Here is a 13,196-nt window from a genome sequence, read left to right as displayed (position 1 = left end):
CGCTACTCGACCACCGGTTCCCCAGGCCGTGGCCACCGGCTCGTGGCCGCGTGGCACCGGTGGTTGAGGTGCGAGGCGCGCCAGCGCCGAGCCTCGAAACCCCGTGAGCGAGGCAGGGCAGCAACCCGACGCCTGTGCGGTGGATCCGGCGCGCTGGGTACGCCGTACCCACCGCGCGGTTCCCGGCGAGGTCTCGACGAGCTCGATCGGCGTGGGTCACCGCCCTGCGCCCGGGTCAGGCGGGGTAGCCGAGGTCGCGGAGGGTGTCGGCCTGGATCTCGTCGACGCGGGGCTCGTGGGTGGTGCGCGGGGTGAGGCGGGAGAAGTGCGGGAAGCGGAGCTCGGCGAGCTCCTCCTCCCAGCCGGGGTCGGTACCGAGGCCGCTGAAGACCGCGACGCCGGAGAGCACGTCGAGGGGTGAGCGCACCATGGCCTCGTAGGTCACCCGCAGCACCCGGGACCGCGGCAGGCCGGCGACGCCGTCCTCGATCGCGGTGACCTCCTCGACCCAGTGCCGGGCCGCCAGCGCGACGACGTCGTCCCGTGCCGCCGCCCACTCCGTCGGGGTGCCCATCCACCACCAGGGCTGCTCCCGGGGCCACGAGGCGGCCTCGGTGAGCGAGTGGGCGACGTCGCGGCCGTCACGGCACACCACCACGAACCTCGACTCCGGGAAGAGCGAGTCGAGCAGCGAGACCCGGCGGTTGTGGGCGGTCGCCTTGGAGACCAGAACCCGCCCGCCGGACGCGCGCACGATGCGCTCGACGTCCCGTCGCAGCCGCTCCTGGCTCCGGTCCGGCGCCGTCGCGCCGTGCCCCGGGAGGGCCCGGCGGCGCCGGAAGACACGCTCCCCCTCCACCGGCTGGGGGAAGCGTCGCGCCACCCGGCCGAGGGCGGTCCGGTGGGGGTAGAGCTCGTCGCCCTCCTCGCCGAACCAGATCCGCCGACGCAGCGCGGGAGCACCGCGACCGAGGCGGTGCAGAACTGCCACCTCGGGGAGTGTGGTGGCCCGGGCATTCCAGCCGCTGACCCAGGCCGCGGCCGGATGCAGGCAGAGCACCCGGTAGAGAAGCGACGTACCCGACCTCGGTGCCCCGAGGATGAACAGCGGACCGTCCACCCCTCGAGTCAAGACCTCTCGGGGGGTCACCTCCGCCCGCGGAAGGGAGGTTCCCCAATAGTGGGGAACGCCCCGATCACCCGTTCTTGCGGGGGTTCCGCGGCCCTAGCGTGAGGGAGGTGGGAGCGCGAGCCCGGTGCCCGGGGCGCCGACGAGGGGTGACGGCATGAGCGCGGACGAGTGGCCCACCCCCGTGCTCTACATCGGCGGCACGGGCGGTGGTGGCAGCGGGATGCTGGCCCACGTCCTCGGTGAGGTGCCGGGCTTCGTCTCGATCGGCGAGGCCCGCCTCGTGTGGCGGCGCGGCGTGGTCGAGGACCAGCTCTGCGGCTGCGGCACCCGGTTCAGTCGCTGCCCGTTCTGGATCGACGTCATGGACGTGACGCTCGGTCCCGGCTCCACCGACCAGCGCCGCGCCGCGGCCGCCCGGTGGAGCGCCGAGCTCGAGGCCCGCACCAACGTGCGCACCCTCCCCCACCACCTCCGCGGCACGCGGACCCGGCACCCCGACCCGGCCGACGTGCCGGAGTCCTCCGACGACCCCGAGGTGGCGCCCGTCACCGGTTCCGACGAGCTCGCAGACCTGCTCGAGCGCTTCTACTCGGCGGTGGCCACCGTCGCTGGCGCCGACGTCGTCGTCGACTCCTCCAAGCGACCGACGTACGCCGCCCTCCTGGACGACCTCGACGACATCGACGTCCGGGTGGTGCACTTCCTGCGCGACCCACGGGCGGCCGCCTACTCCGGCCGCCGGCGGCTCCCGCCCGCGGCCCGCAACGTCTTCCCCGAGCGATGCCAGCCCGGCCGCTCGGCGCTGCGCTGGGCGGTCTGGAACCGTGTGCTGGAGCGCCTCGGCGAGCGCCGGCTGCGCCACTACACCCGGGTGACCTACGAGGAGTTCCTGACCGACCCGCAGGGGTGCACGGTGACCCTCCTCGACGCGCTCGACGTGCCCGGCGACACCCGGCGCGTCTTCGCCGCGCCCGGCATCATCCGGGTCGGCGTGCAGCACGCCATCAGCGGCAGCCGGCAGCCCCCGCTCCACGGCCTGGTCGCCCTCGCGCCCGACCTCGAGTGGCAGCAGCGGATGTCGCCCACCGACCGGAGCGCCATCTCGGCACTGACCTGGCCCACGCTGCGCCGCTACGGCTACCGGCTCCGCGGCTGAACGGAGCCCCCCGGGCTCACCAGCCGCCTCAGCAGACCGGGCACCACCGCCTGGCCGAAGCCAGGAAGATGGGGTGGCGCCAGCTCTTGCGCGGGGGACACCAGAGGACAGGCGCCACGAAGATCTCCCTCCCCGACCGGCCTCGAACGACTGGTGAGCGTCTCCGGGTCGAGCCGCTGGTTCGCTGCTCGCCCTGTCACTCCACCCTGCCTTCGGGCCGCCGGGGCAGGCAATCCCCAATTGTCGGTGTGGGGGTGACCAGCGATCCCCCGAACTGGGGTAAGGGCCACGCGCACCACCCGCGGCCCCTGCCCTTCCGCCGGGGTCACTCGTAGCGACGTAGGAAGACCCGGTCGAGCCGGCCGTTGAACTGGTCGGTCGAGCTGGGGATGACGCTGCCGTCCTCGGCGACCTTGCCGCCGATCGCGAGCGCGGTGTGCCGCGGCAGCACGACCGCGCCGGTGACTCCCTGCCGCGTCACGGGGGTCCAGTCGACGGGCCCGTTCTCGGTCAGCAGGCTGACCTCGAGCCGCAGGTAGGTGGGGCGGCGGGTGCAGCGGATCCGGTACCAGCTCTCGGGCGCCAGCTTCTTGTCCATCTTGACGATCACGTCGCCCTTCAACCCGACGACGCGGCACGAGGGCCGGCCGCCGTCGACCTGGAGCTTGTACTGGGCGGCCCCCTCGAACAGGCCGCGCTGCAGCACGTTGTCGCCGTTGTCGGCCGGCGACCCCGTCGTCTCCCTCTCCATGTAGACGTCGGCGCCGAAGGAGAAGTCCGACTCGCCGGGGCTCAGCGCGTCGCGGACGCCGGCGTTGGTGACGCTGAGGACGGCGTAGCCGGCATCCTGCCGCGCGAACGACGGGAAGGCCGCCGCCCGGCCGAACTGGGACTTCACCGCGCGCACCTCGCCGTCGCCCCACGTGGCGGTCGCTACCTTCACCCGGGCGTCCCACGAGTTCGACACGTCGAGCCCGCCGTCGTCGTCCCGGCGGAAGTGGAGCATCAGCACCCGCTCCACGCCGGGCCGGACGGTGCGCGACGGCGAGGGCTCGGGCGTCTCGGTGACCTGCGCCGTGGCGGGCGGTGCCGGCTCGTCCTGCTGGCACGCCGTGAGCGCGCCGCTGACGGCGAGGGCGCCCGCCAGCGCCCACGCCGTGCCTCTCCCCCGTCGGACCACCATCGGTCCACCTCCTGCCGCGTCCGTCCCCTGCCGCAGCCGGGCCCAGGCCTGGGCCCGGTGCAGGATCAGCCCTTCTCGAGGATCACCCAGTCCACCGCGCCGGCGAAGTAGTCGCAGGTGACGTTGACGTAGTCGCAGTCGACCTTGCCGCCGAGCGTCATCGGCCGGGTGTTGTCGATCCGGCCGACCGTCCCGCGGATCCACTTGCTGATCTCGGTGGGCTCTCCGTAGTCGATCGTCATCTTCACGCCGTTCGCGAGCCGCTCGCAGCGCAGCGTGTGCCACTCGCCGTCGGCGATCATGGCCTCGGGCCGGGAGTCGTTGACGAAGCCGATCGCCTTCCGCTTGCCGTTCTCGTCCTGGAAGTGGCACCGCGGCCAGCCCTTCTTGAGGGCGAACTTCCAGAAGCCGCCGGTCTGCCCGTACTGCCCCTTCTGGATGATGTTGGGGTCCCGGGCGCCGGTCTTGAGCCGGATGGTCACCGCGTACGGCTCCGTCCCCGGGTCGAGGGCACTCGTGTCGCCGTTCTGGTCGTCGTCCCAGAGCACCAGCCGGCCCTGGTTGACGATCCACCAGTCGCCCTTGAACCGGTAGCCCCAGCCCCCGTCCGGCGTCGCCTCGTGGAGCACCACGTCGGGACCGATCGTCCCGTGGAAGCCGGTCCCCGATCTGTCGAGCATCTGGGTGGCCCCGGCCTCCTCGTCCATCTGCCAGTCTCCGATCACCCCGGCGTACGCCGTGGCCGGCGCCATCACCAGGCCGACGACCACCCCCGACGCCAGGGCCCCCAGCACCACAGCTCGCGCACTGCGCATGTCCTGCTCCCTCGGTAAGGCCCCCCTCCCCCCAGATCAAACCCTCGTGTCGACCCCCGTCCGCGGGATGTCGCGGACGATCCCTGACTTTGGGTATCTGCCTCCACGAAGCACCGGGTCCGGGGCTCCGGGACGACAACATGACCCGCAGGCCGCTCCCGAGGTCTCCCCCACGCTGCGGAAGGTGGAGCACCATGACCGAGGCCCGCCCCGTCGGCGCCCAGCGGAACACTTCGTCCCTCTCGCGCGTCTGCTTCATCGGCGCCACCGGGCGCAGCGGCAGCACCCTCGTCTCCCGCGTCCTCGGCAGCCTGCCGGGCGCCGTGTCCGTGGGCGAGCTGTGCTGGATCTGGACGTACGGCGTGATGCGCAACCGGGCCTGCGGCTGTGGCGCCCCGTTCCTGGAGTGCGCCTTCTGGAGCGCCGTGGGCGAGCACGCCTTCGGCGGCTGGGACCGGGTCGACGCGGAGCGCGCCAACGACGTCCGCCGCCGGATCACCCGCAACCGGAGGATCCCCGAGCTGCTGGGCCGTCCGCTCGGCCCCTCCACCGGCGCCGACGTCGACGACTACGTGGCGAACCTCGGGCGGCTGTACGCCGGCATCACCGCGGCGAGCGACGCGCAGGTGATCATCGACAACTCCAAGCAGCCCGAGGTCGCCCTGCTGGCCAGGCGCACGCCCGGCGTCGACCTGCGGGTGCTGCACCTCGTGCGGCGCAGCCACGGGGTGGCGTACTCGTGGACCAAGCACGTGCTCCGCAGCGACGCCGGCCGCGAGATGCTCCGGAAGCCGCCGAGCCGGACGGCAGCCGCCTGGCTGCTCGACAACGCGGTCTTCGAGGCCATCGGCCGCACCGGCACCCCGCGCCACCAGCTGCGCTACGAGGACTTCGTCGCCGCCCCGCGCGAGCGCACCCGGGAGGTCGCCGCCTTCCTCGGCCTCGATCCGAGCGACGCCGCGCTGCCCTTCCGCGGCCCGGCAGACGCGGAGCTCGCCACGGACCACAGCGTCTGGGGCAACCCGATGCGGCTGCAGACCGGGGTGGTGACGATCCGCCCCGACGACGCCTGGCGGGAGTCCCTGCCGGCCGACGAACGCCGCACGGTCACCGCGATCAGCTGGCCGGGCCTGCTGCGCTACGGCTACGGGCGCTGATCCGGTCGCTGGTCGGCCCGCTGACGGCGCCGCAGCACGGCGAGCAGCGCCTCACCCTCCAGCACGTCCAGACGCCGCCACACCAGCGCGGCGTAGGTCGCGGTCGCGAGCAGCGCGGCAACCGTGAAGCCCGTGAGGCCGCGCCCGAGCACCAGCGCGCACGCCCCCGCGACCACGCCGAACGACGTGACCGTGGCCGCCATCGCCGACCGGGTGGCCGGTCCCAGTGGGTGGAGGGAGAGGTAGCGGTTGACCTGCCACAGCGGCAGGAGGTTCTTCACGAGGATGGCCACCGCCCAGGCGAGGGCCGCCCCCACGATCCCGAGGCGGGGCACCAGGAGCAGGATCAGGACGACATCCACCGCCAGCGCCAGGCCGGTGTTGACGACGCTGAGGACGCTTCGTCCCTCCATGAGCAGCACGGTGTCCACGGGGCCGCACGCGGTGGCCACCAGCATGGCGGCGCAGAGCACGCTCACCGTGGTCGCACCCTCGACGTAGCCCGGGCCGAAGATGCCGATCAGCAGCGGGGAGAACAGGATCGCGGTGAGGTACAGCGGCCACGACATCAGCGTCAGCCAGGCCGTCGTGGTGCGGTAGATGGCCTCGGCGCGGGCCCGGTCGTCGACGGCGAGCCGGGCACTGATGGTGGGGGCCATGACCTGCTGGATGGACTGCACGAGCATCTGGCCGAGGACGAGGAAACGGGTGGCGGCGGCGTAGACGGCGGCGTCGGCCGGGCCGAGCAGGGCGCCGACGACGAGCACGTCGACCCGCTGCTGGAGCACGGTGAACACGCGCGCGAGGGCCCGGGGCGCGGAGAACCGCCAGAACTCCTCGGCGAGGTCGCGCCACGCCCGCGGGGCATGCTGCGGACGATCGTTGCGCACCCTCGACGTGGCCCGCCTCACCCGGCGGCGCACCCACGCGGCGACCACGACCACCATGGCCAGGTACGGCGCCACCCAGGCCAGCACCACGAGCGCTACCGAGGCGCCGAGCGCGAGCGCCAGGGCGACCGCGCCCGTCTCCAGGGCGTGGCGGCCGATCTTCTCCACCACCACCAGCGGCACCACCGAGCCGAGGCCGCGGCTGGTCGACATCGTGATCGAGTAGAGGACGCCGACGGGGACCCACGGCAGCAGCACCAGCAGCACCGTGCGGAAGGTCTCGGCCGTCTCCGGGTCGTCGGTGAGGCCCCGGCTGAGCGGGCCGGCGAGCAGCAGCGTCGCCAACGTGAGGAGCACGCCGAACGCCAGCGCCGGGAGCAGGGCGACGACCAGGTAGCGGCGCAGGTCACCACGGCGCTCGAGGACGAGGGCACGCGGCAGCATCCGGAGGACGCCGGTGTCGGCGCCGATCGTGCCGGTGTTGAGCAGGATCGTGAACAGCGCGATCGCCTGGAAGAACAGCCCGGCGTCCTGCTGGTCGAGGCTGCGGGTCACCACCACCGGCAGCACGATGTTGAGCAGCGCCGCCACCACGCTGCCGCCGAGGTTGGCCGAGCTGCCCCGCGCCAGCCGCCGGAGATCCGCAGGCGGTCCCGGGGCGCCGGTCCCTGTCCGGATGTCCACCATCAGCCGGCCCGCCCTCCGAGGCACCCGTCCCGTGGCCGGGACGCCTCAGATCCCCCGGCCGAACCGGTTGGCCAGGTGGAGCACGCGGTCGGCGCTGAGCAGGCCCGTCAGCACGGCCAGGGTCGCCAGCGCCCGGCGCTCCGTCGGGTTGCCGCGCACGGTGGCGCGCCACTGCGCCCACGACTGGTCGCGGGTCCCGGTCGCCGCGAGCGCGAACGCCTGCTGGCCGTGGATGCGGGCCGCGCCGCGGCGGTGCTCGGCGATGTCCGGGTGCTTGGCGAGGAGGTAGGTCAGCGCCTCGACAACGGTCTCCCACCGGCGGGTGAAGAAGGAGCCCGGGTGCCAGAGCACCTCCACCATCGGCTCGGAGACGCAGGCGATGTCGGTGTGGCGCGCGACCCGGAGCAGCCAGTCGTAGTCCTCGCCGTAGCCGCCGGGGATCGCCTCGTCCACGGGACCGGCGGCGTCGACGACGGACCGCTCGACGAGGAAGGACGACGGGTGCGCCGAGGTCACCCGGTCCCGGACGAGGTCGGCGTGCCGCAGCACGGCCGCCTGCGGGCGGCGGTGACGCACGCGGTCGCCGTAGTGGATGCGGATGCCGGTGACGGCCGCGCCGGCGCCGTGGGCCGCCATCGCCGCCGTCTGGGCCCGCAGCTTCGCGGGCAGCCAGCTGTCGTCGTCGTCGCAGAACGCGACAAGCGGGTGCCGGGCCAGCGCGATCCCGGTGTTGCGCGCACCCGGCAGCCCGGGGGTGCGGTCGTTGCGCACCACCCGCACCGACCGGTGCCAGCCCGCCTGCGCGAGGTCCTCGACCGGCTCGGTCTGGTCGAACACGGCGATCACCTCGACCGGTCCGTCGTAGTCCTGCCCGAGCACCGACGCGACGGCCTTGGCCAGCAGCTCGGGCCGGTCACGCGTCGCGATGACCGTGCTGACTCCGGGGCTGACTCCGGGGCTGACTCCGGGGCTGACTCCGGGGCTGACTCGGGGACTGGCGCCGCTCACCGTGATCTCCTCGGTCGTCTCTGGCCCGCCATCGTAGAAATCCCTGACGCGGTCCCCGGCCGGTTCAGCGGCGGATTCCCCAACATGGGGGACGCGCTCCCCAAAGTTCGCCATTGCGGATCTTGACGGGACGTGTGTCGAATGGCAGGGAAAGCCGGCCTTGCCCCACCGGGACCGTCACTTCTCGGACCGTCACACAGGGAGAGGTCATGCCTTCCATCCGCTCGCTCGCGGTCGCCTCGGCCACCGCTCTGGCCCTCGCCGCCACCGCCTCGCCGGCCGCTGCCCAGGTCATCGGCGACTACCACCTCGACGACAACGCACCCGGCTCGCCGCGGCCGCTCGTCGACTCCGGACCGCTCGGCATGCACGGGTCGGTCGGCGACAAGGTGGTCAAGGACGTCGACCTCGGCGGCGGCCAGACCGGCTACTACTTCCCCGGCCCGGCCTGGGGCTACGACCCCGAGCGCATGGCCACCGCGCCCGAGGACGACCGGTTCGACCCCGAGACAGAGCCGTACGCGGTGACCATCCGCTTCCGGACCCACCACGGCCACCCGAACATCGTGCAGAAGGGCCAGTCCGGGCAGACCGGTGGCTTCTGGAAGTTCGTCCTGAAGAACGGCTGGCCGCGCTGTCACTACCGCGACCGAACGGGCAGGACCAGCGCCACCGGATTCGTCCGCCAGGGCAACGAGTACAAGGTCACCGACGGCAAGTGGTACACGGTGCGCTGCGAGCGGATGGCCGACCGGACCCGGATCACGCTCAACTACGGCACCCCAGACGCCGTCAGCCGCCAGAACCGCAAGTCCACGGGTGACATCGACAACAGGAGCCCGCTGATGCTCGGCGGCAAGCTGTTCTGCAAGAAGCAGGGCGTCGGCTGCGACTACTTCCAGGGCTGGATCGACTGGGTGATGATCGAGAAGGGCGACGACATCCCCACGACGCTCTACCCGGACCGGGTCTACTGACCGGTCGGACGCCCTCAGCGCCGCCACGACGGCGTGCACCCCCACCAGGCCGCGAGCTGCTCGTCGTACGGCTCGAAGTGCCGCTCCAGCCTGGTGCGGAGGTGGTCCGGGAGCGGCGACCGCTCCCGGGAGTTGTGCTTCTCGAAGACGATGCCGTCGAACGGGTCGAGGCCCAGGAACCGTCGCACCTGCTCGAAGGCCGGCTCCGGGTCGGTGAAGAAGTCGCCGCTGTCGACGACGCACAGCCGGTCGCGGCCGACCAGGTGCTCGAGGGCGAGGATCTGCTCGATGTACTGCCCCCTCGTGACGTAGGCGTGGTGCTGCCAGTGGAAGCTGTCGTAGCCGGGCTCGGCCATCAGCCGCTCGCGCGCACCCTCGATGCGCATCCGCTCGGCGTCCAGCGCGTCCTCGAACCCGAGGCCCTCGTAACCGCGGGCCTTCTCGTGGCTGTGTGCCGAGTAGGCGCGCTCCACCGGGTCGCGCAGCAGCACGATCAGCCGTACGCCGGGCAGGTCGGCGGCCAGCCGCTGCCGGGCGAGCGGGTGGAACATGTAGTAGGGGCTCGACTCGCCCGTGACCGTGGGGCGCCCCCCACGCGCCAGCCCCGTCACCTTGCCGGTGACGGTCATCGGGAAGTGGCCCCGGTACCAGCGGTCGCCTCGACCGTAGGCCTTGTCGAAGTAGTGGATGCCCTTGCGCAGGAAAGGCTTCATGACCTGCGGGTGCTGCATCAGGGTCTTGAACATCGAGGTGGTGCCACACCGCTGGGCGCCGACGATCAGGAAGTCGGGACGCATGCTGACCGGCCCGGTCAGCTCCAGCGTGGCGTCCGACAGTCGGCGTACGGACCGCCGTGCCAGCCGCACGGCAGGTCCGTGCCGGGGCCGCGGGACGACTCGCGGCAGCGTCTGCGTCATGGCCCTCTCTCTTCCTCGGCTACGGGTTCGGGTGGTGGCACAGGGCCGGGATGACCTTCTCCAGCGCCACGATCTTGAAGTTCTGGTTGCCGGCGGCCGGCGCGGCGTTGCCGTTGTCCTGGCAGACGAAGATGCCGGCCGGGAAGGCGGGTCCGAGGTTGCCGGTCTGCGCCGCGATCCCGTCGGTCCGCTCGCAGCCGTCGGCCAGCGGACCGGGCTCGACGCTGAACGACCACAGGTAGGCGTTGGACTCGCGGTCGTAGACGGCGAAGTAGGAGTCGTTCGGCGACGCGCCGTTCTGCGCGGAGACCATCAGGTAGCCCTTGCCGCTCCCGGTGTCCGCGATGGTCACGCCCTCGACGTCGTAGGCGAGGTTCCCGCCCGGCGCGATGGCGTCGACGAGGACCCGGGTGGCCCCGGCACCGGGCTCGGCGCCGTACCGCCACAGCCCCACGTCCTCCTCGGCGACGTAGAGGATCCCGGCGACGTCGTCGGCCACGCAGCCCTCGGCCTCCGAGCCGACGAAGAACTCGCGCACCTGCGTGCCCTCGACCAGCCCGTCGCCGTCGTCGTCGTGCAGCCGGTACTGCCGGACGCGGCCGGGTCGGGTGATCACGAAGACGTGCACCTGGCCGGTGACCGCGCTGTGGTAGGCGCACAGCCCCTCGCCGCCGTTGGTGGGGATGTTGCCGTTCCCGTCGCCGACCGCCACCAGGGCCCGGGTGGCCGGGTTGACCTCGTAGGGCCGGATGCCGCTGTTGTAGCCGACGACCAGGTCCAGCGTGCGGGTGCCGATCGTGACGCCCTGCCGGACGTCGACGTTGCCCCAGAAGCTGGTGGTGGTGGTGATCCGCTGGATGCGGCTGCCGTCGAGGTCGTAGACCTCGAGCGCCCCGCCCTTGTCGTTGCCGATGACGAGTGACTGCCCGGGGTCGGTCGGGTGGACCCAGATCGCGGGGTCGTCCGCGGAGTCGCCGGTGCTCAGCACGGGCTCGGTCTCGACGTCCGCCGTCACCGTGGGCGGTCCGGTCGGGGGTCCGCCGGCGGCGACGGTCACCGACTGCGTGTCGGTGTCGGTGAGCCCACCCCCGTCGGTGACGGTGAGCGTCACGTCGTAGGTGCCGTCGGCGGCGTAGGTGTGGCTGGTGCCCTCGCCGTTCCCGCTGTTGCCGTCCCCGAACGCCCAGCTCCACGAGACGAGGTCGTTCTCGGGGTCGCTGGACCCGGAGCCGTCGAAGGTGCAGGCCAGGCCGCTGCACGAGTAGGAGAACGCCGCTGTCGGCAGCTGGTTGGTGGGCGCACCGCTGGCCGACGGCAGCACGACGGTCCAGGTGGTGGCCTTGTTGGAGGAGGTGTCGGACGTCGCGTCGTAACCGCCGACCGTGCCCGCCGGCACAGCGCCGTTGGAGTCCCCGAGCAGGCTGACGATCCGGCCGCCGCCGCCGTTGGCCGCGGTGCTGCGGGTCGTGACGGCCGGCTCGGGCGTCCACGAGGTGGTGTCGGAGGTCTTGCTGGACCAGTACGACACGATCCAGGCGTCGCTCGTCGACGTGGTGGTGGGCGTGGTCCGGGTGGTGGCCACGTTCGTGTGGCCCTGGGACACGACCGTGAGTGGTCCGGTGGCGACGTCGCGGTAGCCGGCGACGTGCAGGTTGACCTTGGTTCGGCCGCTGAGCGGCACGCTCACCAGGGTCCCCCCGTCACCGGGGTCGGCGACCTTGGACCAGACGAGCGTGCGAGTGCTCGAGGCCTGCCGGTCACCCTCCTGGGTCCACCCGGTCACTCCGACGGGCGGCGACACCGTCCGGTTCGACGCGTTCATCGAGAGCACGAGCAGCAGCCGGTCGCCCGCCGTCACCGAGGACGGGACCGTCACCGACGGCGACATGGTGTTGCCGTCCGAGCTGGCCGCGGCGACGAAGGAGACGGGCTGTTCCGCCGCGACAGCGGGCGCGGCGGACAGGCCCGGGAGCAGGGGTGAGCTCGCGGTCGGGAGGAGCAGTCCGACGACTACGAGGATGACCACTCCGAGGCTGCGTCGCACGGCAAGCTCCCTCCGATGCCGGCAGGCTTCGAACGTAGTTCGCTTGCCGGCGCGGAGGATCACCGAATTCGGGGAAGTGCCTCCCGGAGCCGCCGCGCACCGCACGGCCGCGCGCGCCCGGTCGTCACCAGGTCTGCACGACCTCGCGCCACGCCTGCGTCGACACGGTGTCCTTGAGGCGGAAGTCGACGCCACCGACGGGGCTGTCGAAGTACGTCGCGAAGCGGCCGCCGTGCTGACGCACCTCGCGGGCGTACTGCCGCAGCCAGCGGGCGCGGCCGCGCTTGCCGCCGTCCCCCTCGATCACGACCGTGCCGAACTCCGCGATGCCGAACGGCTTGCCGGTGCGCCGCGAGACCCGGACCACGGGCCGCAGGATGTCCTCGGGGTGCTTGTAGACGCCGTTCTTGCGGCCCACGTTGTAGCAGTCGAAGCCGAGCACGTCGATGGCCCTGCTGCCGGGGTACCAGCTCTTCCAGGTGCGTCCGGACTTCGGGTCGAGGGTCCAGCACATGAGGATGAGCGTCGCCTTGAGCTTGCGGTTGCCGACCTGGTCGGCGAGCCCCGACAGGTGCTGCCACGCCGCGCGGTAGGTGCTCGGGGATACCGAGTCGTTCTCGGGCTCGTGCCAGTAGGTCCAGAAGGTGCGGCGCGTGGTGGGCGCCTCACGGAACCAGGTGCGGAAGGCGGCGTCGTGACGACCGGCGAGGACGTCCGCGGGGTCGGCCTTGAAGGACACCACCACGGGTGTGCGGCCGACGTTCTTGCGGATGGTCGACCACGACCCGGGCATGCCCGGGAAGAACATCCGGACGGTGTCGAGCGAGCCGCCGTACTTGCGGCGGACCCGGTCGTAGGCCTCGCGCATGGTCTCGCCGTTCTCGCGGTACACGCTGCTGCCGTACCAGGGACGGGCGCCGGTGGTGCGCTGGGCAGTCGGCTGGGCAGTCGGCTGGGCAGTCGGCTCGGCGCCCGACGCACTGGTGGCGCCGGAGACGGTGACGGCGCTCAGCAGGGTCGCGACCATGGCGGCGACGGCCGCGAGCGCGGCGCTGCGGGCGAGGGCCCGGCCGTTGGTGGAAACGCGCAGGGACATTGCGGTTCTCCCGGAACTTCGTGTGCAGTTCTGGCGCACCCCGCGCGAAACACAGCGGGGCCTACCCTCGGCCCCCCGCACCGAAACCGGCGAATTGGACACGCCGGGCGTCGACAAGGTAGAGGGGCGGCACT

At 72.5% G+C, this 13,196-nt stretch carries 11 protein-coding genes; 3 read left to right on the top strand and 8 right to left on the bottom strand.

What is annotated here, in order from left to right:
- Window positions 1-235 precede the first annotated feature (235 nt).
- Complete coding sequence (locus ACFP2E_RS14025; RefSeq protein ID WP_378524103.1) at window positions 236-1,120, bottom strand: sulfotransferase family protein; 885 nt, start codon at window positions 1,118-1,120, stop codon at window positions 236-238.
- Between the two features lie 166 nt (window positions 1,121-1,286).
- Here ACFP2E_RS14025 and ACFP2E_RS14020 point away from each other — a divergent pair, with 166 nt between their 5' ends.
- Complete coding sequence (locus ACFP2E_RS14020; RefSeq protein ID WP_378524102.1) at window positions 1,287-2,288, top strand: sulfotransferase; 1,002 nt, start codon at window positions 1,287-1,289, stop codon at window positions 2,286-2,288.
- Between the two features lie 325 nt (window positions 2,289-2,613).
- On the opposite strand, the gene ACFP2E_RS14015 is transcribed toward ACFP2E_RS14020, so the two are convergent.
- Window positions 2,614-3,471 carry a hypothetical protein gene (locus tag ACFP2E_RS14015; protein ID WP_378524101.1) on the bottom strand — a complete coding sequence of 286 codons (858 nt, stop codon included), beginning with the start codon at window positions 3,469-3,471 and terminating at the stop codon, window positions 2,614-2,616.
- Window positions 3,472-3,536: 65 nt separating this feature from the next.
- A complete protein-coding gene (locus ACFP2E_RS14010; RefSeq protein WP_378524100.1) occupies window positions 3,537-4,286 on the bottom strand; it encodes a LamG domain-containing protein in 750 nt (249 codons plus the stop codon).
- A 194-nt stretch (window positions 4,287-4,480) separates the two neighbouring features.
- On the opposite strand from ACFP2E_RS14010, the gene ACFP2E_RS14005 reads away from it, so the two are divergent.
- Entirely contained in the window at window positions 4,481-5,443 is a 963-nt protein-coding gene (locus tag ACFP2E_RS14005) for a sulfotransferase (RefSeq protein WP_378524099.1), read from the top strand.
- Here the strand turns inward: ACFP2E_RS14005 and ACFP2E_RS14000 are convergent.
- A complete protein-coding gene (locus ACFP2E_RS14000; protein ID WP_378524097.1) occupies window positions 5,431-7,020 on the bottom strand; it encodes a lipopolysaccharide biosynthesis protein in 1,590 nt (529 codons plus the stop codon). The genes ACFP2E_RS14005 and ACFP2E_RS14000 overlap by 13 nt on opposite strands.
- A gap of 45 nt (window positions 7,021-7,065) precedes the next feature.
- Window positions 7,066-8,028, bottom strand: a complete 963-nt coding sequence (locus tag ACFP2E_RS13995; protein ID WP_378524096.1) for a glycosyltransferase family 2 protein — start codon at window positions 8,026-8,028, stop codon at window positions 7,066-7,068.
- A gap of 209 nt (window positions 8,029-8,237) precedes the next feature.
- Between ACFP2E_RS13995 and ACFP2E_RS13990 the strand changes: the two genes are divergently transcribed.
- Window positions 8,238-9,005, top strand: a complete 768-nt coding sequence (locus ACFP2E_RS13990; RefSeq protein WP_378524095.1) for a LamG domain-containing protein — start codon at window positions 8,238-8,240, stop codon at window positions 9,003-9,005.
- A 14-nt stretch (window positions 9,006-9,019) separates the two neighbouring features.
- On the opposite strand, the gene ACFP2E_RS13985 is transcribed toward ACFP2E_RS13990, so the two are convergent.
- From ACFP2E_RS13985 to ACFP2E_RS13975, 3 genes are all read right to left on the bottom strand, one after another.
- Window positions 9,020-9,922, bottom strand: a complete 903-nt coding sequence (locus ACFP2E_RS13985; protein WP_378524094.1) for a sulfotransferase domain-containing protein — start codon at window positions 9,920-9,922, stop codon at window positions 9,020-9,022.
- A 19-nt stretch (window positions 9,923-9,941) separates the two neighbouring features.
- Window positions 9,942-11,966: a phytase gene (locus ACFP2E_RS13980; protein ID WP_378524093.1), complete on the bottom strand. Its 2,025-nt coding sequence runs from the start codon at window positions 11,964-11,966 to the stop codon at window positions 9,942-9,944.
- A gap of 124 nt (window positions 11,967-12,090) precedes the next feature.
- A complete protein-coding gene (locus tag ACFP2E_RS13975) occupies window positions 12,091-13,062 on the bottom strand; it encodes a hypothetical protein (protein WP_378524092.1) in 972 nt (323 codons plus the stop codon).
- Window positions 13,063-13,196 lie beyond the last annotated feature (134 nt).

Source organism: Nocardioides sp. GCM10027114, from assembly GCF_042659625.1.
Classification (GTDB): domain Bacteria; phylum Actinomycetota; class Actinomycetes; order Propionibacteriales; family Nocardioidaceae; genus Nocardioides.
This window is presented reverse-complemented; position numbering and strand designations above follow the sequence as displayed.

What these genes read in the sequence shown, in the direction of transcription:
- ACFP2E_RS14020 (WP_378524102.1), top strand. Translation starts at nt 1,287, where the DNA reads ATGAGCGCGGACGAGTGGCCCACCCCCGTGCTCTACATCGGCGGCACG.
- ACFP2E_RS14015 (WP_378524101.1), bottom strand. Translation starts at nt 3,471, where the DNA reads ATGGTGGTCCGACGGGGGAGAGGCACGGCGTGGGCGCTGGCGGGCGCC.
- ACFP2E_RS14010 (WP_378524100.1), bottom strand. Translation starts at nt 4,286, where the DNA reads ATGCGCAGTGCGCGAGCTGTGGTGCTGGGGGCCCTGGCGTCGGGGGTG.
- ACFP2E_RS14005 (WP_378524099.1), top strand. Translation starts at nt 4,481, where the DNA reads ATGACCGAGGCCCGCCCCGTCGGCGCCCAGCGGAACACTTCGTCCCTC.
- ACFP2E_RS14000 (WP_378524097.1), bottom strand. Translation starts at nt 7,020, where the DNA reads ATGGTGGACATCCGGACAGGGACCGGCGCCCCGGGACCGCCTGCGGAT.
- ACFP2E_RS13990 (WP_378524095.1), top strand. Translation starts at nt 8,238, where the DNA reads ATGCCTTCCATCCGCTCGCTCGCGGTCGCCTCGGCCACCGCTCTGGCC.
- ACFP2E_RS13985 (WP_378524094.1), bottom strand. Translation starts at nt 9,922, where the DNA reads ATGACGCAGACGCTGCCGCGAGTCGTCCCGCGGCCCCGGCACGGACCT.
- ACFP2E_RS13975 (WP_378524092.1), bottom strand. Translation starts at nt 13,062, where the DNA reads ATGTCCCTGCGCGTTTCCACCAACGGCCGGGCCCTCGCCCGCAGCGCC.